This is a genomic window from Cellulomonas sp. PhB150, from assembly GCF_003755175.1.
GTDB lineage: Bacteria > Actinomycetota > Actinomycetes > Actinomycetales > Cellulomonadaceae > Cellulomonas.
In genome coordinates, this window is sequence record NZ_RKHX01000001.1 from 396,071 (window position 1) to 419,760 (window position 23,690).

Annotated in this window: 26 protein-coding genes and 1 tRNA gene; 3 read left to right on the forward strand and 24 right to left on the reverse strand. The window is 71.8% G+C overall.

Annotation, left to right across the window (positions count from 1 at the left end; genetic code table 11):
- Positions 1–24 precede the first annotated feature (24 nt).
- The 9 genes from EDF34_RS01870 to ruvC all read right to left on the reverse strand — a co-directional run bounded on the left by EDF34_RS01870 (position 25) and on the right by ruvC (position 8,240).
- Positions 25–573, reverse strand: a complete 549-nt coding sequence (locus tag EDF34_RS01870; RefSeq protein WP_123369678.1) for an adenine phosphoribosyltransferase — start codon at positions 571–573, stop codon at positions 25–27.
- A complete protein-coding gene (gene secF / locus EDF34_RS01875) occupies positions 570–1,667 on the reverse strand; it encodes a protein translocase subunit SecF (protein ID WP_123369679.1) in 1,098 nt (365 codons plus the stop codon). The genes EDF34_RS01870 and secF overlap by 4 nt, the downstream gene beginning before the upstream one ends.
- Positions 1,667–3,613 (reverse strand): protein translocase subunit SecD, encoded by a 1,947-nt coding sequence (gene secD, locus EDF34_RS01880; RefSeq protein ID WP_123369680.1) that lies wholly within the window; start codon positions 3,611–3,613, stop codon positions 1,667–1,669. Before secD ends, secF begins: the two co-directional genes overlap by 1 nt.
- Before the next feature lie 85 nt (positions 3,614–3,698).
- Positions 3,699–4,157 carry a preprotein translocase subunit YajC gene (gene yajC / locus EDF34_RS01885; RefSeq protein WP_233575131.1) on the reverse strand — a complete coding sequence of 153 codons (459 nt, stop codon included), beginning with the start codon at positions 4,155–4,157 and terminating at the stop codon, positions 3,699–3,701.
- Between the two features lie 181 nt (positions 4,158–4,338).
- The gene (ruvB, locus tag EDF34_RS01890) at positions 4,339–5,394 is read right to left on the reverse strand and encodes a Holliday junction branch migration DNA helicase RuvB (RefSeq protein WP_123370610.1); all 1,056 of its coding nucleotides are present in this window, start codon (positions 5,392–5,394) and stop codon (positions 4,339–4,341) included.
- The gene (gene ruvA / locus EDF34_RS01895) at positions 5,387–6,004 is read right to left on the reverse strand and encodes a Holliday junction branch migration protein RuvA (RefSeq protein WP_123370611.1); all 618 of its coding nucleotides are present in this window, start codon (positions 6,002–6,004) and stop codon (positions 5,387–5,389) included. Before ruvA ends, ruvB begins: the two co-directional genes overlap by 8 nt.
- Positions 6,005–6,137: 133 nt before the next feature.
- The gene (locus EDF34_RS01900) at positions 6,138–6,719 is read right to left on the reverse strand and encodes a hypothetical protein (protein ID WP_123369681.1); all 582 of its coding nucleotides are present in this window, start codon (positions 6,717–6,719) and stop codon (positions 6,138–6,140) included.
- A 260-nt stretch (positions 6,720–6,979) separates the two neighbouring features.
- On the reverse strand, positions 6,980–7,597 hold the full coding sequence (locus EDF34_RS01905; RefSeq protein WP_123369682.1) for a DUF6318 family protein: 618 nt from the start codon (positions 7,595–7,597) through the stop codon (positions 6,980–6,982).
- A gap of 76 nt (positions 7,598–7,673) precedes the next feature.
- Complete coding sequence (gene ruvC / locus EDF34_RS01910) at positions 7,674–8,240, reverse strand: crossover junction endodeoxyribonuclease RuvC (RefSeq protein ID WP_123369683.1); 567 nt, start codon at positions 8,238–8,240, stop codon at positions 7,674–7,676.
- A gap of 121 nt (positions 8,241–8,361) precedes the next feature.
- On the opposite strand from ruvC, the gene EDF34_RS17480 reads away from it, so the two are divergent.
- Positions 8,362–8,538: a hypothetical protein gene (locus EDF34_RS17480; RefSeq protein WP_158615025.1), complete on the forward strand. Its 177-nt coding sequence runs from the start codon at positions 8,362–8,364 to the stop codon at positions 8,536–8,538.
- Between the two features lie 97 nt (positions 8,539–8,635).
- Here EDF34_RS17480 and EDF34_RS01915 read toward each other — a convergent pair whose 3' ends face one another.
- From EDF34_RS01915 to EDF34_RS01925, 3 genes are all read right to left on the reverse strand, one after another.
- Positions 8,636–9,391, reverse strand: coding sequence for a YebC/PmpR family DNA-binding transcriptional regulator (locus EDF34_RS01915; protein ID WP_123369684.1), 756 nt, complete (start codon positions 9,389–9,391; stop codon positions 8,636–8,638).
- Positions 9,392–9,454: 63 nt separating this feature from the next.
- Entirely contained in the window at positions 9,455–10,054 is a 600-nt protein-coding gene (gene pdxT, locus EDF34_RS01920) for a pyridoxal 5'-phosphate synthase glutaminase subunit PdxT (protein WP_123369685.1), read from the reverse strand.
- 21 nt (positions 10,055–10,075) lie between these two features.
- Complete coding sequence (locus EDF34_RS01925; protein WP_123369686.1) at positions 10,076–11,287, reverse strand: pyridoxal phosphate-dependent aminotransferase; 1,212 nt, start codon at positions 11,285–11,287, stop codon at positions 10,076–10,078.
- A gap of 68 nt (positions 11,288–11,355) precedes the next feature.
- Between EDF34_RS01925 and kynU the strand changes: the two genes are divergently transcribed.
- Entirely contained in the window at positions 11,356–12,594 is a 1,239-nt protein-coding gene (gene kynU, locus EDF34_RS01930; protein ID WP_233575132.1) for a kynureninase, read from the forward strand.
- Between the two features lie 72 nt (positions 12,595–12,666).
- Here kynU and EDF34_RS01935 read toward each other — a convergent pair whose 3' ends face one another.
- The 11 genes from EDF34_RS01935 to EDF34_RS01985 form a co-directional block, all read right to left on the reverse strand.
- Positions 12,667–13,758 carry an HNH endonuclease signature motif containing protein gene (locus EDF34_RS01935; RefSeq protein WP_123369687.1) on the reverse strand — a complete coding sequence of 364 codons (1,092 nt, stop codon included), beginning with the start codon at positions 13,756–13,758 and terminating at the stop codon, positions 12,667–12,669.
- 33 nt (positions 13,759–13,791) lie between these two features.
- The gene (locus EDF34_RS01940; RefSeq protein WP_148076556.1) at positions 13,792–14,103 is read right to left on the reverse strand and encodes a hypothetical protein; all 312 of its coding nucleotides are present in this window, start codon (positions 14,101–14,103) and stop codon (positions 13,792–13,794) included.
- Between the two features lie 98 nt (positions 14,104–14,201).
- Positions 14,202–14,762 (reverse strand): NUDIX hydrolase, encoded by a 561-nt coding sequence (locus EDF34_RS01945; protein WP_233575133.1) that lies wholly within the window; start codon positions 14,760–14,762, stop codon positions 14,202–14,204.
- Between the two features lie 44 nt (positions 14,763–14,806).
- The gene (gene pdxS / locus EDF34_RS01950) at positions 14,807–15,709 is read right to left on the reverse strand and encodes a pyridoxal 5'-phosphate synthase lyase subunit PdxS (RefSeq protein WP_199737598.1); all 903 of its coding nucleotides are present in this window, start codon (positions 15,707–15,709) and stop codon (positions 14,807–14,809) included.
- A 102-nt stretch (positions 15,710–15,811) separates the two neighbouring features.
- Positions 15,812–16,489 (reverse strand): hypothetical protein, encoded by a 678-nt coding sequence (locus EDF34_RS01955; protein WP_123369691.1) that lies wholly within the window; start codon positions 16,487–16,489, stop codon positions 15,812–15,814.
- Complete coding sequence (locus EDF34_RS01960; protein WP_199737666.1) at positions 16,486–17,682, reverse strand: glycosyltransferase family 4 protein; 1,197 nt, start codon at positions 17,680–17,682, stop codon at positions 16,486–16,488. The genes EDF34_RS01955 and EDF34_RS01960 overlap by 4 nt, the downstream gene beginning before the upstream one ends.
- A gap of 20 nt (positions 17,683–17,702) precedes the next feature.
- Positions 17,703–18,653, reverse strand: a complete 951-nt coding sequence (locus EDF34_RS01965) for a phosphatidylinositol mannoside acyltransferase (protein WP_123369693.1) — start codon at positions 18,651–18,653, stop codon at positions 17,703–17,705.
- The gene (gene pgsA / locus EDF34_RS01970; protein ID WP_123369694.1) at positions 18,650–19,261 is read right to left on the reverse strand and encodes a phosphatidylinositol phosphate synthase; all 612 of its coding nucleotides are present in this window, start codon (positions 19,259–19,261) and stop codon (positions 18,650–18,652) included. Before pgsA ends, EDF34_RS01965 begins: the two co-directional genes overlap by 4 nt.
- Positions 19,262–19,268: 7 nt before the next feature.
- Entirely contained in the window at positions 19,269–19,844 is a 576-nt protein-coding gene (locus EDF34_RS01975; RefSeq protein ID WP_233575134.1) for an HIT domain-containing protein, read from the reverse strand.
- 3 nt (positions 19,845–19,847) lie between these two features.
- Positions 19,848–21,860, reverse strand: coding sequence for a threonine--tRNA ligase (thrS, locus tag EDF34_RS01980; RefSeq protein ID WP_158615026.1), 2,013 nt, complete (start codon positions 21,858–21,860; stop codon positions 19,848–19,850).
- A 149-nt stretch (positions 21,861–22,009) separates the two neighbouring features.
- Positions 22,010–22,085 (reverse strand) — tRNA-Val (locus EDF34_RS01985).
- Positions 22,086–22,344: 259 nt separating this feature from the next.
- Between EDF34_RS01985 and EDF34_RS01990 the strand changes: the two genes are divergently transcribed.
- Positions 22,345–22,773 carry an SsgA family sporulation/cell division regulator gene (locus EDF34_RS01990; RefSeq protein WP_123369696.1) on the forward strand — a complete coding sequence of 143 codons (429 nt, stop codon included), beginning with the start codon at positions 22,345–22,347 and terminating at the stop codon, positions 22,771–22,773.
- 53 nt (positions 22,774–22,826) lie between these two features.
- On the opposite strand, the gene EDF34_RS01995 is transcribed toward EDF34_RS01990, so the two are convergent.
- Complete coding sequence (locus EDF34_RS01995) at positions 22,827–23,678, reverse strand: aminotransferase class IV (protein WP_199737600.1); 852 nt, start codon at positions 23,676–23,678, stop codon at positions 22,827–22,829.
- Positions 23,679–23,690: the final 12 nt, after the last annotated feature.

The window sequence follows — 23,690 nt, forward strand, 5'->3', positions numbered from 1 at the left end:
GGTCAGGGCCGGCTCAGGCGCGGTTCACGGTACGGCGACGAGTGCGTGCACCGCGTGGTCACCGAGCAGCGCTCGTCCGCCGAGGGCCTCGAGCTCGACGAGGAACGAGAGCCCGACGACCTCCGCACCGCAGTGCTCGAGGAGCCGGATCGTCGCCGCGGCCGTCCCCCCCGTCGCGAGCACGTCGTCGACGATCAGCACGCGCGAGCCCGCAGGGACCGTCGAGGGGTGCAGCTCGATCGTCGCGTCGCCGTACTCGAGCGAGTAGCTCTCCGAGACCGACGGCCCGGGCAGCTTGCCCGCCTTGCGCACGGGGATGAGCCCGGCACCGAGGTGGACGGCGATCGGGGCGGCGAGCAGGAACCCGCGCGCCTCCATCCCGGCGACGAGGTCGATCGGCCCGCCGGCCTGGACCGCCAACGCCTCGCACACCTGCGCGAAGGCATCGGCGTCGGCGAGCAGCGGCGTGATGTCGCGGAACAGGACCCCCGGCTCGGGGAAGTCCGGCACGAGCCGGACCAGGTCGTCGACCCTGCGGGCCGCGGCCTCCAGGTCGGGGGTCCGTCCGCTCATCGGGTGGGCTTGCGCTTCTTGGGCTGTGCGGTCTGCCCCTGGTGCGAGCCGGGGCGCAGCTGGCCCGCGGAGTGCACCGAGCCGGCCAGGACCGACGGGTCCGCGTCGGGGCCGTTGCCCGCGGCGCGGGCCGCGAGGACCGCCTTGGTGTGGTCGCGGATCTTGGGCTCCCGCTCGCGCAGCGTGACCTCGAGCGGCGTCGCCAGGAAGATCGACGAGAACGTGCCGACGAGCATGCCGACGAACAGGGCGAGCGCGATGTCGCGCAGCGTCCCGGCGCCGAGGATGAACGCTCCGACGAACAGGATGCCCGCGACCGGCAGCAGCGCGACGACCGAGGTGTTGATCGACCGGACCAGCGTCTGGTTGACGGCCAGGTTGGCCTTCTCGGCGTACGTGAAGCGCTTCTGGTCGAGCGCGTCCGCCGTGTTCTCGCGGACCTTGTCGAACACCACGACGGTGTCGTAGATCGAGTACCCGAGGATCGTCAGGAAGCCGATGACCGTCGCCGGCGTGACCTCCCAGCCGATCGCGGCGTACACGCCGACGGTGATGATCAGGTCGTGGAACAGCGCGACGAGGCCCGCGAGGGCCATGCGCCAGTTGCGGAAGTAGATCGTCATGACGATCGTCACGAAGATCAGGAACACGACGATGCCGGTGATGGCCTTCTGGGAGATGTCCTTGCCCCAGGACGGGCCGATGAACGAGGAGCCGATGTCGTCCTCGGTCACGTCGAACGCCGTCATCAGCGCGTCCTTGACCTTCTCGACCTCCTCGTTGGAGAGGGTCGCGGTCTGGATGCGCAGGGAGCTCGAGCCGATCGACGTCACCTGCGGCGACTCACCCGGCTCGATGGCCTTGACGGTGTCGATCGCGAGCTGCTGGTCGTTCGTGTCGACGTTCGACACGATGAACTGCGAGCCGCCCTTGAACTCGATGCCGGGGTTCAGGCCGGGCGTGATGAGGAAGATCCCCGAGAGCACGACCAGGACGGCCGAGATCGTGTACCAGATGCGACGGCGGCCGACGATGTCGTACGACCGTCGCCCCGTGTAGAGGTCGTTGCCCCACTGGGCGAAACCGGCGGCCATCAGTGCTCACTCCCGTCGGTGCGCCCAGAGGCGTCATCTGCGTCCGTGGAGGCGGCCTTCGCGGCCGCCGCCTTCTGCGCCGCGCGGCGCTCGGCGATCGTCATGCCGGCCGTCTCCGGGGTGATCTCGGTGCGCGGCGTCGTGGCGACCGAGGCGGGGACGAGCGTCTGGGGCTCGTCGGCCTCGTCGGTCTCGCTGCTCTCGTCGGCCGTGTCGTCGTCGGCCTTCGACGGGCGCGGACCCGTCGCGACTTTGCCGCGGCCCACGTACCGGCTGGCGCCGAGGACGCCGAGGCGGCGCGGGTCCAGGCCGGAGGCACGGTGGCCCTCGGAGAAGAACTTGGTGCGGGCCAGGAGCTCCATCACCGGGTGCGTGAACATGAACACGACCAGGACGTCGACCAGGGTCGTCAGTCCGAGCGTGAACGCGAAACCACGGACGCCACCCACCGCGAGGATGTACAGCACGATGGCGGCGAGGAAGTTGACCGCGTCGGACGCCAGGATGGTGCGCTTGGCACGCGACCAGCCACGCTCGACGGCCACGCCGAGGGTGCGGCCCTCGCGCAGCTCGTCACGGATGCGCTCGAAGTAGACGATGAACGAGTCCGCGGTGATACCGATCGCCACGATCAGGCCCGCGACGCCGGGGAGCGAGAGGCGATAGCCCTGCGTCCACGACATCAGCGTGATGATTCCGTAGGTGACGATCGCGGCGACGACGAGCGAGGCCACCGTGACCAGGCCGAGCGCCCGGTACTGCAGCAGCGAGTAGAGCACGACCAGCGCGAGGCCGATGAGGCCGGCGAGGATGCCCTTCTGCAGCTGGTCGGCGCCGAGCGTCGCGGAGATCTGCTCCTCGCTCTGCACCTTGAACGACATCGGCAGCGCACCGAAGTTCAGCTGCTGAGCGAGCGTCGCTGCGGACTGGCGGGTGAAGGAGCCCGAGATCGTGGCCTGGCCGTTCGGGATGACCGCGCTGACCGCCGGCGCCGAGACGACGAGACCGTCGAGCACGATGCCGAACTGGTTCAGCGGCGGGCTCTGCGTCGCGAGACGCTCGGTCACGTCCGTGAACTGGCTGGCGCCCGTCGAGTCGAACTTCAGCGTGACGATCCACTCGGTGCCGACACCGCCGCTGGGCAGGGTCTCGAGGCCCGAGCTCGCGCTCGAGATGTGCTTCCCGTCGATCTCGACCGGGCCGAGGATGTACTTCGCGACGCCGACGACCTGGTCGCCGACCGTCTGCGACTCGCACGTGACGAACGCGGTCTTGGGGTCGCCGTTCACACCACCGGTGAGGTTGGCGGGGTCCGTGCAGTCGAGCTTGTCGTACTCGGCCTGGACGGCCGGGGTGATGTAGTACGCCGTGTCGCTCGCGTTGTCCGGCGCGGCCTTCGACGGCTCGGTGGAGGCCGGGGACGGCTCCGCGCTGGGCGTGGGCTCAGCGCTCGGGGTGGCCTCCGCCGAGGGGGCGGCACCCGCGCTCGCGCTGGCCGTCGGCGCGGGCGTGGCCGCGTCCGTGGCGTCGTCCGTCGCGGTGGGCGTCGGAGCGCCCTGCACGAGAACGGGGCGGAACTCCATCTGGGCGGAGGTGCGGACGAGCTTGAGCGTGTCGTCGCTCGGCTTGCCCGGCAGGCCCACGACGATCGTCGTGCCCGAGCCGCTGCCCTGGCTGGTGATCTCCGCCTCGGAGACGCCCGAGGCGTCCACACGCTGCCGGATGACGTTGATGGCCTGGTTGATCTGCCCGCTCGTCGGCGTCGTCGCCGAGACCGGCTTGAGCACGATCTGCGTGCCGCCCTCGAGGTCGAGGGCGAGCTTCGGCGTCCAGGTCGCGTCGGACCACTTGGTGCCCGCGAAGATCGCGCCGAAGATCGCCAGGATGATGACACCCAGCGTGATCAGCGTGCGGACAGGCCTGTTGCGGCGTGTGGGAGGAGCCAACGGAGTTCTTCTCTCGTGCGCGCACCGGCTGCTCGTGCTGCCGGTGGGGTCCGGGCCCGCGGGGTACCTCCGCGGGCGCCTGCGGTTACTTGGTCTCGGGCTCGTCCCTCTTCGGGGTGTCGCCGTCCTTGCCGTCCTTGCTCAGCGACGGGAGCGACGACAGGTCGTCGGGGACGTCGATCGCGTCGTCGTCCTCGGCCTTGTCGGCCCACTCCTCGGTCGCCTCGTCCACCGGCGGCTCGATCTTCTTGGCGATCGCGGCGCGGATCCAGCGCGTACGGCCCCCACCCGGCTCCGACTCCAGCGTGATGGCCTCGTCGTCGACGGCGACGACGGTGCCGAACAGGCCCGAGCCGGTCATGACCTCGTCGCCCGGCGCCAGCGTGCTGCGGAACTCCTGCTGCGTCTTCTGCTGCTTGCGGGTGCGGCGCGACATGAGCCAGAAGGCGCCGACGGCGAGCACGAGGATCAGCAGGAACGAGTAGTTGCTGCTGCCTCCGCCACCAGTCGTTCCGGCGGCGATCACTTCGGCGTGGTGGGTCACAGGTATTCCTTCGGGTCGGGCGTGTCGGCCGCAGTCTAGGCGCAGCGGCCCGCCGCTCCAACGCACGGTCGGTGCAGAGGGTTCCCAGTTGCTGCACGAACCCTCGTCGGCCGCGTGGCGATCGGGCCCCTGCGGGCCACCGGACGAACTGTAGCCGCCCGCAACCGACCTGCCGGCGACGTCAGCCGAACAACGCGCCCTGGTCGCGCGGCACGTCGAGGCCCAGGTGGCCCCACGCGGCCGGCATGGCGATGCGGCCCCGCGGCGTCCGCCCGACGAAGCCCTCGCGGAACAGGAAGGGCTCGGCGACGGTCTCGACGGTCTCCGGCTCCTCGCCGACGGCGACCGCGAGGGTCGTCAGCCCGACGGGTCCGCCGCCGAACCGCGTGCACAGCGCGGTCAGCACCGCGCGGTCGAGGCGGTCGAGCCCGCGGTCGTCGACCTCGAACACGGCCAGCGCCGCGCGCGCCGCGGCGAGGCTGAGGGTGCCGTCGCCGCGCACCTCGGCCCAGTCACGCACGCGTCGCAGAAGGCGGTTGGCGATGCGCGGGGTCCCACGCGAACGCGAGGCGATCTCGGACGCGGCCTCGTGAGCCAGCGGCACACCCAGCAGGCCGGCCGACCGCACGAGCACACGCTCGAGCTCCTCGGCGTCGTAGAAGTCCAGGTGGCCGGTGAACCCGAAGCGGTCCCGCAGCGGCGCCGGAAGCAACCCGGCGCGCGTCGTCGCGCCCACCACCGTGAACGGCGGGAGCGACAGCGGGATCGCGCTCGCGCCGGCCCCCTTGCCCACGACGACGTCGACGCGGAAGTCCTCCATCGCGACGTACAGCAGCTCCTCAGCCGGGCGCGCGAGGCGGTGGATCTCGTCGATGAAGAGCACCTCGCCCTCCTCCAGTGAGGAGAGGACGGCGGCGAGGTCGCCCGCGTGCTGGATCGCGGGGCCGCTGGTGATGCGCAGCGAGGCGCTGAGCTCCGCGGCGATGATCATGGCCAGCGTCGTCTTGCCGAGCCCTGGGGGGCCGGAGAGCAGCACGTGGTCGGGTGCCCTCCCCCGGTTCCGGGCAGCCTCGAGCACCAAGGACAGCTGGTCGCGCACGACACGCTGCCCGACGAACTCCTCCAGCCTGCGCGGCCGCAGCGCGGCCTCGGCGGCCCGCTCGATGTCGTCGGCGCCGGTGCGGACCAGCGACTCCGCGGCGAACCGCTCGGTGACCAGCTCGTCGTCCTCAGCCACGCCCGCCGCCCAGGGTCCGCAGCGCGGCACGGAGCACTCCGGCGACCTCGTCCGCGCCGACGGGGCCCTCGACCCCGTCCAGGACGGTCGTCACCGCGTCGTCGGCGATCTTCGCGCTCCAGCCGAGCCCGACGAGCGCCTCGACCACCTGGTCGCGCCGGTCACCCGCGACGAGCACCGGGGCGACTCCCCCGACGCTGACGGGAGCGGGCGCGCCGATCCGGTCCTTGAGCTCGAGCACCAGGCGCTGAGCACCCTTGCGGCCGATGCCCGGGACGCGCTCGAGCGCCTTGAGGTCCTCGTCGACGACCGCGCGACGCAGCCCGTCGGGCGTGTGCACCGCGAGCATCGCCATCGCGAGCCGTGGCCCGACGCCGCTGACGGTCTGCACGACCTCGAAGACCTCGCGCTCGTCGTCCTCGGCGAACCCGAACAGCGTCAGCGAGTCCTCCCGCACCACCAGCGAGGTGTGCAGCGTGGCGGTCGCGCCGACCCGCAGCCCCGCGAGCGTGGCCGGCGTGGCCTGCACGAGCATGCCCACGCCGTTCACCTCGATGACCGCGGCGTCGAGCCGCACCTTCTGCACCGTGCCGTGCACCGACGCGATCACACGCGCCTCCTCGTCCTCGCGACCCCACGCGCCCGAGCTGCGCGCCGCGACCACTCTGCCACACCCGTCCGAACATCTGTACGAGGGACACGCAGGCTGTGGACACCGCCCCTTCAGCCCGGTGCGCTCCTCGTCACCCCCGATCGACCAGCACCGAGCGGCGTTCGACGACCTCGAAGGGCTGGCTCGTCGTCGTGGTGGTCGCCGTGCCGGCGACGTCGCGCCACTGTGCGCTCCCGTCCACCCGGTAACGGCCCGACCACGTGGTCGTCAGCGTGATCGCCGCCTTGCCAAGGTGGGTGAACGCCTGCGCGACGTCGTGCTTCGGGTACGGGTGGCCGGGACCCTTCGTGGTGAACGGCGCGCCGCCGCCGAAGGTCCACGTGAACGACTCCGGCTTCACGACCACGTCCACGCCGACGCCGAGCACCTCCGTCCGCAGCGTCTGCTCGTCACCGTCGGAGTAGGCGATCGTCTCCTTGTTCACGAGCACCCACCCACGGTCGGGCTGGATCGTCAGCGACGACGGGCTGATCGGGAGGCGCCGGAAGTCCTCGAGCGTGAGCGTCGGCAGGAGGTCGACGGGGCAGTACCAGTCGGTCCGCTGCGCCCACGCTCCCCATGCAGCCGCCGGATCGGTGCGCGTGCGGCTCCACCATGGCTCTTGGGGCTCGTCATCACCGCAGTCGAGCCGCTGGTCCTCGGGCGGGACCATCTCGCATGGGTACGTCTCCCAGAAGACAAGGGCCGTGACGTAGGAGCCATCGCCAGCACAAGATGGGGACTGCATCCAGTCAGTGAGTCGCTTCAGAGGGTCAGGCTCGGTCGTCTTGTCGTGGACTTGGGCGTTGTGCGCTGACGCAGCGCTCACGCGAACCGCGTCGTCGTCTGTCTTCGCGCCGATGTCGTCAGCCCAGGCGCCGGACGGGAGTAGGAGTACAGCCGCGACTAGGGCGCCAACTATGAGTATCCGAGTCACGACTTCGCATCCACTTGGACACCACGGACCATCCAGCCTCTGTCGCTCCACTCGATCACCAAAGTGGCACGAAAGAACTTCGGCCCGGGAAAGGACTCGACAGCCTTGCCGGTCGAGTCAACTGTTTGAGAAGCCTCTTGAGCAACGTCAAGAGCGACTTCGTACGTCGCGCCCGCGACGACCTCGCGACCAACTTCATCATCGAAGGCGAGTGCGCCGCCGACATCGTGTTCGCCTGCGTCATTCGCAGACTTCACTCCATCGCGAACGCTCGCGCAGAACTTGCACTTCGGATCGCTCATGGCGTTCCAGGCCGACAGATCACCCGAGGCAGACACATACGGAAAGAGCGACAGGAAGTACTTCCCGCTCGCGACCGCACCCTCCTTCGACGGCTCGTCCGCATCCAGCGCGTCCGGCCGTTCCGGCGCCACGGTCACGTCCACCACGGCACTGACCGACGGCGACGGCGAAGGCGTCGGGGTCGGCGTCGGGGTCTCCACCGGTGCGGAGCTCGTCGGCCGGGTGACCGGCGGAGCCTCGTCGGGCGTGCACGCCACGAGTCCCCCACCCACCAGGGCGACGGCCAGGACGGAGCGCGCGACGCGATTCATGGCCGCGAACCTACCTAAACCGGACGGTCCCTCGCAGGCGTTCGGCGATATCTGTGGACAAACCTCGCCGGCGTGCTCAGCCGCGCGTGCGGGCAGCCTGCTCCGCCGCGGCCCACGCACGCTGAGCGGCAGTCATGGACCCCGGCGCCCGCTGCGGCGCACCGAGTGCACCTGCAGGTCGCCAGAGGTGGCAGATCGCAAGGGCCAGGGCGTCGGCGGCGTCGGCGGGCTTGGGCAGGGTGTCGAGCGAGAGGAGCCGGGCGACCATCGTCTGGACCTGCAGCTTGTCGGCGCGTCCGGTGCCCGTGACGGCGGCCTTGACCTCGGACGGCGTGTGCAGCGCGACGGGGATGCGACGACGCGCCGCGGCCACCATGGCGATGCCTGCGACCTGCGCGGTCCCCATCACGGTCGAGACGTTGTGCTGCGCGAAGACACGCTCGACCGCGACCGTGTCGGGCGCGTACGCATCGAGCCACTCCTCGATCTGCGCCTCGATCGCGAGCAGGCGCTGGTCGATGTCGAGCGCTGGGTCCGACCGGGCCACGCCGACAGCGACGAGTGCCGCCCGTCGGCTGGGCAGGCCGTCGACCACACCCAGACCGCATCGGGTCAAGCCGGGGTCCACTCCGAGCACGCGCACGCCCACATCGTCACAGTCACGTGGCGAAGAAGCTCCCAGCACACGCCGTCGATCCCGGACACGGTGACGACCGGACTGCCAGACTGGTGACCGATCCGGCCGCCCGAGCGTGAGGAGCACGATGAGCGACCGACAGTTCAGTCCCGGCGACCCCAACGGCGACGCGATCCGGGCTGCCTCGGGCCTCGCCTCGACGCTCCGGTCCCGCCGCGGTCGACGTCCGGTCGTCGTCATCGGCATCGCACTGCTGGCTCTCGGCGTCGTCGTCGTCTCCGTCCTGGCGGTTCTGAGCCGCTGACCGGCGAAACGCCGAGTGCGCCCGTCCCGGACCGAGTGCGCCCTCGACGAAGGGCGCAGTCGGTGCGGTTCGGGCGCACTCGTGGGGGTGGAGCGGGTCAGTCGTCCTCGAGCTCGGCCATGACCTCGTCGGACGCGTCGAAGTTCGCGTAGACGTTCTGCACGTCGTCGGAGTCCTCGAGCGCGTCGATCAGGCGCAGGATCTTGCGGGCGCCCTCGGCGTCGACCTCGATCTGCATGGCGGGCCAGAACACCACGTCGGCCGAGTCGTACTCGATGCCGGCGGTCTGCAGCGCGGTCCGCACGGGCACCAGGTCGGTGGCCTCGGAGAGCACCTCGAACACCTCGCCGAGGTCGTTGACCTCCTCGCCACCCGCCTCGAGCACTGCCTCCATGACGGCGTCCTCGTCGGTGCCCTCCTTGGGGACGATGACGACGCCCTTGCGCGAGAACAGGTACGAGACCGAGCCCGGGTCGGCCATCTGGCCGCCGTTGCGCGTGAACGCGACGCGGACGTCGGACGCGGCGCGGTTCCGGTTGTCGGTGAGGCACTCGACGAGCACGGCGATGCCGCCCGCGCCGTAGCCCTCGTACATGATCGTCGAGTAGTCGGCGCCGCCGGCCTCCTGGCCGGAGCCGCGCTTGACCGCACGGTTGATGTTGTCGATCGGGACCGAGCTCTTCTTGGCCTTCTGGACCGCGTCGAAGAGCGTGGGGTTGCCCGCGAGGTCACCGCCGCCCGTGCGGGCGGCCACCTCGATGTTCTTGATGAGCTTCGCGAAGAGCTTGCTCCGCTTGGCGTCGACCACGGCCTTCTTGTGCTTGGTGGTGGCCCACTTGGAGTGACCCGACATCGCCTCTGAACCCCTTTGCTCCCCGCCGACGAACCCGCTGCACGGCCCGGACGGGCCGCGAACTCACAGGCTCTCGCGGACGATCTGCACGAACGACTGGTGCACGCGGGTGTCCCCGGTGACCTCCGGATGGAACGAGGTCACGAGCAGGGGCCCCTGACGGACCGCGACGATCCTACCGGCGGCGGGCCCGGATTCCACGCGGCCGACGACTCGCGCGGCCGGACCGACCTCCTCGACCCACGGTGCGCGGATGAAGACGGCGTGCAGCGGGCCGTCCACGCCCTCGATCGCGAGGTCGGTCTCGAACGAGTCGACCTGGCGCCCGAACGCGTTGCGGCGGACGGTGACGTCCACCCCGCCGAGCGTCTGCTGGCCCTCGATCCCCCCGATCACGCGGTCGGCGAGCAGGATCATCCCCGCGCACGATCCGTACGCCGGCATGCCGTCGCGCAGCCGCGCCTGGATCGGCTCGAAGAGCTCGAACGCACGCAGCAGCTTGTCGATCGTCGTCGACTCCCCGCCCGGGATGACGAGCGCGTCGACCGCGTCGAGCTCCGCGGCGCGGCGTACCCCGACCGCGGTGGCACCGACCGACTCGAGCGCGTGGACGTGCTCACGCACGTCTCCCTGCAGGGCGAGTACTCCGATGGTGGGGGTCACGGTGCGCCATCCTAGGTCGCCTCAGCGCGAGCGTGCGGCGACCGCCCCCAGCGCGGATCCGGCGGACCGGGACGCGCCCGACGACGAGACGACGACCTCGTCGGCCAGGCGGCCCAGGCCCTCCACGAGCAGGTCACGCGGTGCGGCCAGACTCACGCGGACCATCCCCGTGCCGCGCTCGCCGAACGTCGAACCCGGCGCGACCGCGACGTGCCGGCGGGCGAGCAGGCGCAGCGCAAACGCGTCGGTGTCCGCCTCGCCGACCCCGACCATGAGGTAGAAGGCGCCGTCGGGCTCGACGAGTGCCAGCCCGCGCTCGCGCAGCAGCGAGACCGCGAGGTCACGCCGGTCCCAGTAGGACTCGACGGCGGCGTGCACGTGGTCCTGCGGCCCGGTGAGTGCCGCGATCGCGCCGTACTGGCTCGGCGTCGACGGGCACGCGACGGTCGCCTCGGCGAGGTGTCCCATGCGGTCGACGACCGCGTGGTCAGGAACGACGGCGTAGCCGATCCGCCAGCCCGTCATCGCGTGCGCCTTGGAGAGGCTGAAGAAGGTGAGGACGCGGCCGTCGGTGTCGAACGTCGCGGTGCTCACGTGGGGCACGCCGAAGGTGATCGCCTCGTAGCACTCGTCGGACAGGACCCACAGGTCGTGCCGCCGGGCGACGTCGACGATCCCCTCGAGGACCGCGGCGGGATACACGGCACCGGTCGGGTTGTTCGGCGAGCAGACGATGATCGCCCGGGTGCGCGGCGTGATCGAGGCCTCGAGCTCGTCGAGCCGGGGCACGAAGCCGTCCTCGGCCCGCGTCGGGTACGTCACGACCCGTGCACCCGCTCCGGCCGCCGCCATCGCCCAGTTCGGGAACATCGGGTCGGGCACGAGGATGTCGTCGCCCGGGCCCAGCAGCGCGGCCATGGCCATCGCCAGGCCGTGCATCGCCCCGTGCGTGACGACCACCTGAGCGGGGTCGGCGCCGAAGCCGTGGCGCCTGGTGACGCGGTCGGCCGCGACCTCGCGCAGGGCGTCGAGCCCGAGGCTGGAGGTGTAACCGGTGCGTCCGTCGTGCGCGGCGCGGGCAGCGGCCGCGACGACGTGCTCGGCGGGGCGGGCGTCGGGCTCGCCGATCTCCAGGTGGATCGCCTCCGGGTCGCGCAGGGCGACCTCCATGAGGGTGCGGATGCCGCTGAGCGGGATGCGGGCGCTGGGCGCTGACGACGAGACGGTGGCCACCGATCGACGGTATCCCGACCAGGTCACCGGCAGGTTACCGACCAGTACGACCCGTAGGCTCCCGTGTCGTGAGCATCGACGACCTGCGCACCGAAGCCGCCTCGCTCGACGAGATGCACGGCGCCACGGACCTGCGCGCCCGCTTCCTGCTCCCCGACGGCGTGGTCTACCTGGACGGCAACTCGCTCGGGGCCCTCCCCCGCGCCGTCCCGGCAGCAGTCAGCGACGCGGTCGAGCAGCAGTGGGGTCGTGACCTCATCACGTCGTGGAACGTGCACGGCTGGTGGGACGCGCCTGCCCGCGTGGGCGACGCGCTCGGCCGCATCGTCGGCGCCGCACCCGGCCAGGTCGTCGTCGGCGACTCGACGAGCGTCCGCCTGCACCAGGTCCTGCACGCGGCCGCCGCCTTGCGCCCGGACCGGTCCGTGGTGCTGGCCGACCCCGCGACGTTCCCGACCGACCTCTACGTGCTGGACGGCGCCGCCCGCCAGCTCGGCTGGACCGTCGAGCACGTCAGCCCGGGCGACGCCGCCGCGCGGCTGGACGGGACGAGCGACGTGGTCGCCGTCGTCTACTCCCACGTCGACTACCGCACGGGCGTCCTCTGGGACCTCCCGGCGGTGACACGGGCCGCGCACGACGCCGGCGCGCTCGCGATCTGGGACCTGTGCCACTCCGCCGGAGCGGTGCCCGTGGAGCTGGACGCCCACGGTGTCGACCTCGCAGTCGGGTGCGGCTACAAGTACCTCAACGGCGGCCCCGGTGCGCCCGCGTTCGTCTACGTCGCGACCGAGCACCAGGCGGCCTTCACCAACGTCATCCCCGGCTGGCACGGGCACGCGGAACCGTTCGCGATGAGCGGCGAGTACCGCCCGGCCGCGGGCGTCGACCGTGCGCGGATCGGCACCCCGCCGATGCTGTCGCTGCTCGCGCTCGAGGCGGCGCTCACGGCGTTCGACGGCGTCGAGATCGCGTCCGTCCGCGCTCGCTCGCTGTCCTTGACCGCGTTCCTGCGCCGCTGCATCGATGCGCTCGCGCCCGGAACGAGCTACGCCTCGCCCGACGACGACACCCTCCGCGGCTCGCAGGTCGCCGTGCGCCATCCCGATGCCTACGGCGTGGTGCAGGCGCTCATCGCGCGCGGGGTCGTCGGCGACTTCCGGACGCCGGACATCGTCCGGCTCGGGGTCGCGGCCCCCTACCTCACGCACGCGGACATGCTGACGGCGGCCGTCCACCTGGCGGAGGTCCTCGCGGGGTGCGAGCACCTCGATCCCGCCTTCTCGCGCCGCAGCGCGGTCACCTGAGACCTGGCGGGCGCACACCGGACGATCATCACGCGCGGGGCAACGACACAGGCATCCGTCGGAGAGCTCGACTCAGAAGGGTGGGTCGTCGTCGTAGTCCGGTGCCGGGCGTGGCCGACCCGCACGCTCGAAGAGCTTGGGACTGATGTGGACCGGTATCGGTGATCGGTAGTACGTGATCCCCAACGGGCTGGTCCATTCGGTGTTGCCGGTGGCCTTGTCTCTTCGGACGTTCCAGATCTTCTTCGTCTTGGCCTGGTGGTGACGTTTGCACAGGGCGTGCAGGTTCGCCTCGGTCGTCTGCTCATCGGCCGGCCGGGTCTTGTCGAACGGCACGACGTGGTCGAGCTCGGAGCGGAGGGCGGGTTGGCGGCAGCCGGGGTAGGTGCAGGTCACGTCCCTGGTCCGCACCGCCCGGGACAGGTCGGCCCCTGGCCGGTAGGTGCGTGCGCCGGCGCCGAGGTAGGTGCCGGTGGCCGGGTCGGTGAAGATCCGCCGCCAGGTCGCGTCCTTCGACAGCTCACGGGCCAGGAACGCCGGGATCGGCCCGTACCCGTCGAGCTCACCGGGCAGCTCATCCAGACCGAGCAGGGTCGTGGCGGCGGCGGTCACGTGCAACGTCGCGCGCTGCCCGTGGCGCTGCGGGACCGGACGGCCACCGGGGGTGGCCTGGTCGTCGAGGATGTCGCCGAACACGTCGCTGAACGCATCCGCACGGCGTTGGTGGATGTTCCGGCCGGCGCACGTGTCGTCCGAGGTCCCGGCCAGGGCGTCGATCACGGTGAACGCAGCGACGGCGTCCTCGGCGGGCAGGAACGCGATCAGGCGCGCCATCGAGTCGTTCGCCCACTGCAGCTCCACACCCCGATCCTCGCGGGCAGCCTCGCAACGCTTGCGGGCCACATCGGGGTCGATCAGCAGGACCCGACGACGCAACCACCGCACCAGCTGGGTCGGGGTCAGGCCGCGGGCGACCTCGGTCGCCTCCTCCACGAGCCGGTCCCGCGCCTCGCACACCCCCAGCGCGAGAGTGCCATCGAGGATGATGTCGACCTTGCGGACGTCGACCGTCCCGGCCAGCAGTGCATCGGACAGGCACGGATGAGCGGCGATACCAGACGCACGGCCGGCCAGGACGTCGACCGCCGCCCTGGTCGTGACCATCGCGCACGCGAGCTCGTCGGTCGCGAAGTCCCCCTACGGGGTCCGCCGCGTCAGCACCTCCTGGACCGCGCGCGCCTGGTGCGCAGCGACGATCGCGGCGGCCTGCTGCCAACCCGCCACCACCTCGACCAGCTCCGCGGTACTCAGATCCGCCACGTCCAGCGACTCCAACAACCCCGCGACCTGCGTCAACGTGGCGCGCACGGGGAACGTCGGGACCAGCCCGGCAGGCGAGGCCTCATAGTCCTCAGCCGGCAGCACGATCGGATCAGGTGTCACTGCAGGCAGCGAACCGCCCGCCAGCGCGTCACGACTGGACGACACGAAACCACCCGGCTCACCCATCGACCCTCCCCAGCCGCCCGAACCGACTCGAACAACTGTACGACCCACCGCCGACATCAAGGCCGAGGCCTGTGGACGAGCGCCGAGCGTCGGCCCGGCTACTCGCGCGCCAGCCCCAGGTGGGTCGTCGTCCCGTCCCACTCAGGGAGAAGGCTCCGGACCAGGTCGACGAGGCCCTCCGGGAAGACCTCCAGGTCGACCACGGCCAGGTCGTCGAGCGACCACCACGCGAGCTCGTCGATCACGTCCTGCTCGAGCGCGGTCCACCCGGACCGGTCGGTGCCCACGAACGAGGTGCCGGGGATCCGTGCGAGGTAGATGACCTCGTCCTGGCGGCAGTGCTCGGAGAAGAAGTCGAAGATGGCCGAGCGCGTGAAGACCGGCCCGACGAGGTCGCCGGCAGCCAGCACCACGCCGGTCTCCTCGCGCACCTCGCGCAGCGCGGCCTCGGCCGACGACTCCCCCGCGTCGATCCCGCCGCCGATCGTGAACCACCACGAACGCTCGGGCTGGTCCTGGTCGTGCCCGCGGATGAGCAGCACGCGATCGTCCTCGTCGAGCAGGATCACGCGCGCCGCGCGGCGGAAGAGCAGGCCGTCCGACCCGCGCACCCACTCGGGGGGCAAGCCGGAGGCCAGCCGTGAATCGGGCGCACTCACGTCGCCCGGTTCACGGCTGGCCTCCGGCACTGCGTCCTGCGAGGTCACCAACCGCGCTCGGCGAGGCGGTGGGGCTCCGGCACGTCCTCGACGTTGATGCCGACCATGGCCTCGCCCAGCCCGCGCGAGACCTTGGCGATCACGTCGGGGTCGTCGAAGAACGTGGTGGCCTTGACGATGGCCGCGGCGCGCTCGGCGGGGTTGCCCGACTTGAAGATGCCCGAGCCGACGAACACGCCCTCGGCGCCGAGCTGCATCATCATCGCGGCGTCCGACGGGGTGGCGATGCCGCCCGCGGTGAACAGCACGACGGGGAGCTTGCCGGCTGCGGCGACCTCCTTGACCAGCTCGTACGGCGCCTGCAGCTCCTTGGCGGCGACGAACAGCTCGTCCTCCGGGAGCGAGGTCAGGCGGCGGATCTGGTCGCGCAGGGTGCGCATGTGGGTCGTCGCGTTGGAGACGTCGCCCGTGCCGGCCTCACCCTTGGAGCGGATCATGGCCGCGCCCTCGGTGATGCGACGCAGGGCCTCGCCGAGGTTGGTGGCGCCGCAGACGAAGGGGACCGTGAAGGCCCACTTGTCGATGTGGTGCTCGTAGTCGGCCGGGGTCAGGACCTCGGACTCGTCGACGTAGTCCACGCCGAGCGACTGCAGGACCTGGGCCTCGACGAAGTGGCCGATGCGCGCCTTGGCCATCACCGGGATCGAGACGGCCTCGATGATGCCGTCGATCAGGTCCGGGTCGCTCATGCGCGCGACGCCGCCCTGCGCGCGGATGTCCGCGGGGACCCGCTCGAGCGCCATGACGGCGACCGCGCCGGCGTCCTCGGCGATCTTGGCCTGCTCGGCGTTGACGACGTCCATGATGACGCCGCCCTTGAGCATCTCGGCCATGCCGCGCTTGACGCGCGCCGTGCCGGTGGTGGGCTGGGTGTTCTCGCTGGTCACGTCAAGCCTCACAGATCAGTGGTGCGGTGTGGGAGGGGCCGCACGACCGGCGACCCGCTGCGTCCATCGTAATGCGTGGGGAGGTGGCCCCCGGCGCCCGTCTCAGGCGCCGGTGGACCTCTCGGGCGCGCGGACACCGGGGCGCCCGAGCGCCTCCGGCCACTCGTCGTCGAGCTCGAGCGTCCGGGGCTCGGGGGCGTGGCCGGCGAGCCGGAACACGCGCACGGCGACCCCTCGCCGCATCCGCCGGGTCTGGGCGACGGCCTCGTTGTGGAACCGGCGGGAGATCTGCACGCGGTACCAGGCCGATCCGAGGTCCGCGAGGATCTCCTCGCCGCCCGGCTCGGCGCGCAGGGCCGCGACCTCGGAGGCGTCGTCAAGCACCTCGCGCAGCGTCGCGGAGAGCTCGCTCTCGATGCGGCCGCGCTCGGAGATCTGCTCGGCCAGGGAGGACTGCGTGACGGGGCCGCGCGGGTCGGCCGCCAGGAGTGTCCAGAGCTCGCTCGGCAGCCCTGGCGTCGTCTCGGCGTCGCTGCCGCCCGCGGCCAGCGCGGCCCATGCGGCCTCGCCGACGAGCACGGAGCTGACCGGGTCGAGCAGCGCGGAGGTGGCGAGCTCGGCCGTCACGGTCGCGCGGCGGATCAGCTGGGTGTCGACGACCGCCCGCGCGGCGCCCACCTTGCGGTGCAACCGGTCGAGCCGCGAGGCGGTGACCCACAGCCACCAGCCCAGCAGCGCAAGCAGCCCGACGACGACGACGAGCATCTCGGACCAGCTCATCGGTTCTCCCCCCAGCCCCGGCGCATCTCGAGCAGGCGCGCGCCTCGCAGCGAGGACGGGTCCTCGCCCACGGGCGCGTCGCGCCCGGCGACGGCCATCTCGTAGACGGCGAGCACCTGGTCGGTGACGGCCGACCAGTCGTACCGCCGCACGACGGAGCCGGCTCGCGCGACGACGGTCGCGCGGCGCTCCGGGTCGGCGAGGACCTCGACGAGCGTGCGGGCCAGGTCGGCCGAGTCGCCCGTTCTGAACAGCACGCCGGCGGCGCCGTCGTCGAGTACGCGGGAGAACGCCCCGAGGTCGCTGGCGACGACGGCCGCCCCGGCGCTCATCGCCTCGACCAGCACGATCCCGAAGCTCTCTCCCCCGGTCTGCGGTGCGATGTAGATATCCACCGACGAGAGCAGCCTCGCCTTGTCGTCGTCGGACACACCGCCCAGGAACTCGACCGCGCCGGCCTGGTCGCCGAGCAGCTCACGCGCCTGCTGCTCGCCGGTCTCGCCCCGGCCTGCGACGAGGAACCGCGCGCCGGGCACGTGCGCGAGCACCTCGCGCACCGCTCCGAGCATGACCGCGAGCCCCTTGCGGCTCTCGTCGAGACGGCCGAGGAACGCCAGCGTCGGACGCTCGGGCGTGCCGGTCCAGCGCGAGTCGGGCTGCGCGTCCGCGAACTGGTCGACGTACACGCCGTTCGGGATCACGACCGCGTCGCCGCCGAGGTGCTCGACGAGCGTGCGCCGCGCGTCCTCGGAGACCGCGATGCGCGCGGCGATCTTCTCCAGCGACTGCCGCACCAGGGGGAACGCCACCTGCAGGGGCCGCGACCGCTCCATCGAGGTGTGGAACGTGGCGACCACCGGGCCGTCGGCGATCCACAGCGCGAGCATCGACAGGCTCGGGGTGACGGGCTCGTGCAGGTGCAGCACGTCGAACTGGCCCGCGGAGAGCCACTTGCGCGCGCGGGCCGCGGTGACGGGTCCGAAGGAGAGGCGCGCGACCGAGCCGTTGTAGCGGACCGGCACCGCGCGACCGGCGGCCGTCAGGTAGGGCGGGACGGGCGTCTCGTCGTCGGCGGGCGCGAGCACGGACACGTCGTGGCCGCGCGCGAGCAGCGCCTCGGCCAGGTCGCGCACGTGGAACTGCACACCGCCCGGCACGTCGAACGAGTAGGGGCAGACGATGCCCACGCGCAGCGGGCGAGCGACGGGCGTGCTCATGCCGAGGCCTCCTGCGCGAGGGTCTCCGCGTAGCGCGCGGGGTCCAGGTCGGCGATGAAGACCTTCTGCAGCATGTGCCAGTCCTGCGGGTCGCGGCGGATGCCGTCCGCGAGGTCGTCGACCCAGGCCTGCGTCAGCGCCTTGACCTGGTCGGCCCGGCTCAGGCCGTCGCGCGGGCTGATGAGGGGACCGAACGCGATGTGGATGCCCCACGGCGAGCCGGCCGCGCGACGGCGCGTGCCGTGCAGGCGCTCGTAGGTGATGACCGTCGTCAGCAGCGCGACCTTGGACGTGACCGCCAGGGCGGCCGGTCCCGCGGCGACGCGCGCGCGGTGCCCCGCGAGGTCGACCTCGACGCCCTTGGCCGTCAGGTCGCGGTCCGCCAGCAACGGGATGAGCGTGCCGCCCGACCGTGCCGTGCGGACCAGGTCGCGGAACACGTCGCCGTCGCCGAGCGCGAGGATCCGCAGCCCGATGCTCTCGCGGAACTCGAGGAACTCCTGGAACAGCTCCTCGGGCTTGAGCCGCTCCGCCACGGTCGTGACCGGCGCGAGGTTGCGCGTCGCCCATGCCCCCGCGAGGTCCCAGTTGCCGAGGTGACCGAGCGCGAGGACCAGGCTCTGGCCGTCGTCGAGCGCGGCCTGCACGGCCTCGACCCCGCTGGCGCGCACCCGTGCGTCGATCTGCGCCGGCGTCAGGGAGCGCAGGGTGAACGCCTCGCCGAAGTACCGCATGTAGGACCGCATGCCCGTGCGCCCGAGGCGGCGGACCTGCCGCGCGTCGAGGTCGGGCCGGACCCGGGCGTAGTTCGCCTCGAGCTGGACGACCCCGCCCCGGCGCAGCAGCCACGTCAGGTCGGCCGCCGTGGCGCACAGCCCGCGCACGACTGACCCCGGCAGCTTCCCCGCGACCCGCCACGCGAAGGAGTACAGGCCCGCGACGTTCACTCGGCCACCTGCGTGGCCTGGCGGTGCACCATCGCCATGCGCTGCACCACGGTCACCGCAGACGCCACGGCCAGCAGCCCCAGCACCACGGTCAACACGACGTCGGACGCGCCGACGCCGACGATCGCGGACGCGATGAGCACCGCGAAGAGCCGGTCCGCCCGCTCGGCGATCCCCCCGGACGCGGTCATCCCGAGCCCCTCGGCACGCGCCCGGGCGTAGGGCACGACCGAGCCGAGGATCAAGCAGGTCAGGGCGAGCACGGCGGTCGGGAACGAGTCGCCGTCGCCGAAGTACCAGAGCACGAGGCCGCCGAAGATGGCCGCGTCCGCGAACCGGTCGAGCGTCGAGTCCAGGAACGCGCCCCACGGGCCGGACCGCCCGGCGCGGCGAGCCATCACGCCGTCGAGCGAGTCGGTCAGCGCGAACAGGGCGATGATCAGCGACCCCAGCAGCAGGTTCCCGGTCGGGAACGCCCACAGCGCGGTCACGACGACGACGAGAGTGCCCGCGATCGTCACGGCGTCGGGCGAGACGCCGGCCTTGAGCAGCGCGTCGGCGACGGGCGTGAAGATGCGCGTCATCACCCCGCGGAGTCGGTTCAACACGGGTCGATCATCCCTTCGTCGGCTGCTCGGTGTGCTCGTCGGACGGCCACGCCGCGGCGAGGCGCGAGCGTGTGTCGGCGAGCAGCTCGGGCAGCGCACGCGTGCGCGCCACGACCGGCAGGAAGTTGGAGTCGCCGCCCCAGCGCGGGACCACGTGCTGGTGCAGGTGCGCGTCGATGCCGGCGCCGGCCACCTCACCCTGGTTCATGCCCAGGTTGAACCCCCGCGGTTCGGACACGGTCCGCAGCACCCGCATGGCCGTCCGCGTGAGGTCGGCGACCTCTGCGACCTCGTCGGGCGTCAGGTCCGTGTAGTCCGCGACGTGCCGGTACGGGCACACGAGCAGGTGTCCCGCGTTGTAGGGGTAAAGGTTGAGCACGACGAAGGCCACCGCGCCGCGCGCGACGACGAGCGCCTCCTCGTCGGACACGTCCGAGGCCCGGCAGAACGGACAGCCGGGTCCGGCGGCCTTGTCGGACGGCTTGCCCTCGCCCCGGATGTACGCCATCCGGTGCGGGGTCCACAGCCGCTCGAAGCCGTCGGGCTCACCGGCGAAGTCGTCGGCCCGCTCGTGGTCCTGCACGCCTCAGACCTGCACGCGCTCGCGCACCGCGGTGACGATGCGCTCGATCGCCTCGGCGACCGGCACGCCGTTGTCCTGGCGCCCGTCGCGGTACCGGAACGAGACGGCGCCGGCCTCGGCGTCCTCACCGCCGGCGATGAGCACGAACGGGATCTTCTGCGTGCTCGCGTTGCGGATCTTCTTGCCGAACCGGTCGTCGCTGCGGTCCACCTCGGCACGGATGCCCTGGGCCCGCAGGCGGCCGACGACCTCGTCGAGGTACCCCTCGAACGGCTCGGCGACCGGCACCGCGAGGACCTGGACCGGCGCGAGCCAGGCCGGGAACGCGCCCGCGTAGTGCTCGGTCAGGACCGCGAAGAACCGCTCGATCGAGCCGAACAGCGCGCGGTGGATCATCACGGGACGCTGACGAGAGCCGTCCGACGCGGTGTACTCCAGGTCGAACCGCTCCGGCAGGTTGAAGTCGAGCTGGATCGTCGACATCTGCCAGGTGCGACCCAGCGCGTCCTTGGCCTGGACGGAGATCTTCGGGCCGTAGAACGCGGCGCCGCCCGGGTCCGGGACGAGGTCGAGCCCGGACTCGGTGGCCACCTGGCGCAGCGTCTCGGTGGCCTCCTCCCAGGTCGCGTCGTCGCCGACGGACTTCTCCGGGTTCTTGGTCGACAGCTCCAGGTAGAAGTCGTCGAGGCCGTAGTCCTTGAGCAGGTCCAGGACGAAGGTGAGCAGGCTGGTGAGCTCCTCCTTCATCTGCTCGCGCGTGGTGTAGATGTGCGCGTCGTCCTGCGTGAAGCCGCGCGCGCGGGTCATGCCGTGCACGACGCCCGACTTCTCGTACCGGTAGACGGTGCCGAACTCGAACAGCCGCAGCGGCAGCTCGCGGTAGGACCGGCCGCGCGCCTTGAAGATGAGGTTGTGCATCGGGCAGTTCATCGGCTTGAGGTAGTAGTTCTGGCCCTGCTTGCGGATGTTGCCGTCGGCGTCGCGCTCCTCGTCGAGGGTCATCGGCGGGTACATGCCGTCGGCGTACCAGTCGAGGTGGCCCGAGATCTGGAAGAGCTGCTCCTTGGTGATGTGCGGGGTGTTGACGAACGAGTAGCCCGCCTCCACGTGCCGCTGCCGGGAGTAGTGCTCCATCTCCATGCGGATGACGCCGCCCTTGGGGTGGAACACCGCCAGGCCGGACCCGATCTCCTCGGGGAAGGAGAACAGGTCGAGCTCGTTGCCGAGCTTGCGGTGGTCGCGGCGCTCCGCCTCGGCGATGCGCTCGAGGTACGCACGCAGCTCGTCCTTGGTCGGCCACGCCGTGCCGTAGACGCGCTGCAGCTGCGGGTTCTTCTCGCTGCCGCGCCAGTAGGCGGCGGCGCTGCGGGTCAGCTGGAACCCGTTGCCGAGCACGCGGGTGGTCGGGACGTGCGGGCCGCGGCACAGGTCCTGCCAGACGACGGCCTCGGTCTCGCGGCCGGCGCCGCGCACGTTCTGGTAGATCGAGAGGCCGCCCAGGCCGACCTCGACGGACGCGCCGTCGGCCGCGGCCGGGTCGCCCTTGAGGCCGATGAGCTCGAGCTTGTACGGCTCCTCGCGCAGCTCGGCGCGAGCCTCCGCCTCCGTGACGTCCCAGCGCCGGAAGGTCTGGCCCTCCTTGACGATGCGGCCCATCACCTTCTCGATGGCCTTGAGGTCCTCCGGGGTGAACGGGGTGTCCACGTCGAAGTCGTAGTAGAAGCCGTCGGTGATCGGCGGGCCGATGCCGAGCTTGGCGGTCGGGTTGACCTCCTGGACCGCCTGCGCGAGCACGTGCGCGGCCGAGTGCCGCAGCACGGCGAGGCCGTCGGGCTCGTCGATCGTCACGGGCTCGACGACCTTGGCGTCGTCGAGCGGCAGGTGCAGGTCGCGGAGCTCGCCGTCCACGCGGACGACGAGGACGTCGCGGCGGTTGCCGAACAGGTCCGCACCGGTCGTCCCCGGCTCCACGGTGGTCGCAGTTCCGTCGACGGTGAGGGTCAGCAGCTCGGGCACCGGGTCAGTCTCCGTTCGTGGCCGCCCACCCGTGCGGTGGGCCGCGCACGATGCTACCGGCGCGGGCCCACGCGGCCCGCGCGCTTTGTCGACCGGAAGCCCCGCAGACGCAGACGAGGCCCCCTCCGGAGAGGGGGCCTCGTGCGTGCTGGTGGGCGATACCGGACTCGAACCGATGACCTCCTCGGTGTGAACGAGGCGCTCTACCAACTGAGCCAATCGCCCGTCACCGTCCTGCGACGGCCACGGGTCACCCGGGGGTGACGTCGAGGAAGGATGCTACCCATAATGAGCCCAGATTCCGAACCGATGGGATGGAAGCGCTCTCCCTCGGAGGTCTGGGTCGTTGCACCCCATTCGTGGGCGTACGTCTGGGTGAACATCGCCCGGACAACCTTCAAAATCGGGGCGGCGCTGCCATAGTGGGACCTGCAGCCCTTGACCGCAGTGTCCGACATCTCGTACTCAGGACCAGGAGGACCCGATGACTCAGTCGCCGTACGACGTCGTCGAGGTCGTCGCCATGCAGCTGATCGGTTCTGACGCGAGCGTCATCCCGGTCAGTGCGGAGCTGTCATTCCGGACCTCCGACCCGTACACCGTGCGCGCCGTCTTCACCGGCCCGCACACGATGTCGACGTGGCTCGTCGGCCGCGAGCTCCTCTCGCTGGGGATGCACGCGACCTCCGAGGCGCCCGCCGGCACGGGTGACGTCCAGGTGTGGCGCGACGAAGACCCCGACTACACGCTCGTGTCGCTCAGCGGCGTCGAGGGCAGCGCGTTGCTCGCAGCCCCCAGCGAGCCCATCGTCCGGTTCCTGGCCGGCACCGAGGCGCTCGTGCCGATCGGCACCGAGAGCGACCGCATGGAGTCCGAGATCACGGCTCTCATCGCGGCACTGCTCACCGCCTGACCCGACCCGCTCCTCGACCGGTTCCGCCTCCTGGCGGGGCCGGTCGTCGCACGTCAGGGGTCGAGGTCGTCGGCCGCGCGTGCCTGGAAGACCCGCTGCATCTCGACCGACACCGGGCCGAGGGCCACGTCCCGGCCGTCGAGGGACGCGACCGGCGAGACGTTGCGGATCGACCCGCTGAGCGTCAGGTGCGCCGACCCGGCGAGGACCTCGTCGAGCACCTCGTAGGGCAGGGTCTCCTCGCGCGCCGGCAGGCCGGCGTCGGCCGCCCACTCGAGCAGCAGCTCGCGCGTGATCCCCGCGAGGCAGCCGCTGGCCAGGGGCGGCGTGAGCAGCACGCCGTCGCGCTCCACGACCACGTTGGACCCCGTACCCTCGCACAGCTCGCCGACGGTGTTGGCCAGGACCGCCTCGTCGGCCCCCTGGCGGTACGCCTCGGCGAGGGCGACGACGTTCTCGGCGTAGGAGATCGTCTTGAGGCCCGCGACGGCGGAGCGCTCGTTGCGGACCCACGGCACGCGCACGGCACGCGAGGTCGCGTTGCGGGTGGCGGGGCCGGCCAGCACGACGAGCGTCGCGCGCTGCTCGGCCTCCGGGAGGCGGTTCGAGCCGAGCGGCCCCGGTCCGCCGGTGTAGGTGATGCGCAACCGGCCGGCACCGGGGGCCGCGGCGAGCACGGCCGCGGTGGCGGTGCGGACCTCGTCCTCGTCGGGTGCGGGCAGGCCCAGCCCGGCGGCCGACCGCTCGAGACGCCGCAGGTGCCGTGTGAGGGCGAACGCCTGCCCGCCGTAGACCGCACAGGTCTCGAAGACCCCGTCGCCGACCGTCAGGCCGTGGTCCACGCCGGTCGCGACCAGCTCGTCGGCCTCGCGCAGCCGCCCTGCTGCCCAGATCACCACGCTCATGGCGTCAGTCTG

Excerpts from the sequence above, each read along its gene's own strand:
- EDF34_RS01995 (WP_199737600.1), bottom strand. The coding sequence starts at position 23,678 with ATGAGCGTGGTGATCTGGGCAGCAGGGCGGCTGCGCGAGGCCGACGAG.
- EDF34_RS17480 (WP_158615025.1), top strand. The coding sequence starts at position 8,362 with ATGAGCGACCGACAGTTCAGTCCCGGCGACCCCAACGGCGACGCGATC.
- EDF34_RS01870 (WP_123369678.1), bottom strand. The coding sequence starts at position 573 with ATGAGCGGACGGACCCCCGACCTGGAGGCCGCGGCCCGCAGGGTCGAC.
- EDF34_RS01905 (WP_123369682.1), bottom strand. The coding sequence starts at position 7,597 with ATGAATCGCGTCGCGCGCTCCGTCCTGGCCGTCGCCCTGGTGGGTGGG.
- EDF34_RS01935 (WP_123369687.1), bottom strand. The coding sequence starts at position 13,758 with ATGGTCACGACCAGGGCGGCGGTCGACGTCCTGGCCGGCCGTGCGTCT.
- EDF34_RS01900 (WP_123369681.1), bottom strand. The coding sequence starts at position 6,719 with ATGGTCCCGCCCGAGGACCAGCGGCTCGACTGCGGTGATGACGAGCCC.
- EDF34_RS01940 (WP_148076556.1), bottom strand. The coding sequence starts at position 14,103 with ATGGGTGAGCCGGGTGGTTTCGTGTCGTCCAGTCGTGACGCGCTGGCG.
- secF (WP_123369679.1), bottom strand. The coding sequence starts at position 1,667 with ATGGCCGCCGGTTTCGCCCAGTGGGGCAACGACCTCTACACGGGGCGA.
- EDF34_RS01955 (WP_123369691.1), bottom strand. The coding sequence starts at position 16,489 with ATGAGCTGGTCCGAGATGCTCGTCGTCGTCGTCGGGCTGCTTGCGCTG.
- EDF34_RS01915 (WP_123369684.1), bottom strand. The coding sequence starts at position 9,391 with ATGTCGGGTCACTCCAAGTGGGCCACCACCAAGCACAAGAAGGCCGTG.
- EDF34_RS01990 (WP_123369696.1), top strand. The coding sequence starts at position 22,345 with ATGACTCAGTCGCCGTACGACGTCGTCGAGGTCGTCGCCATGCAGCTG.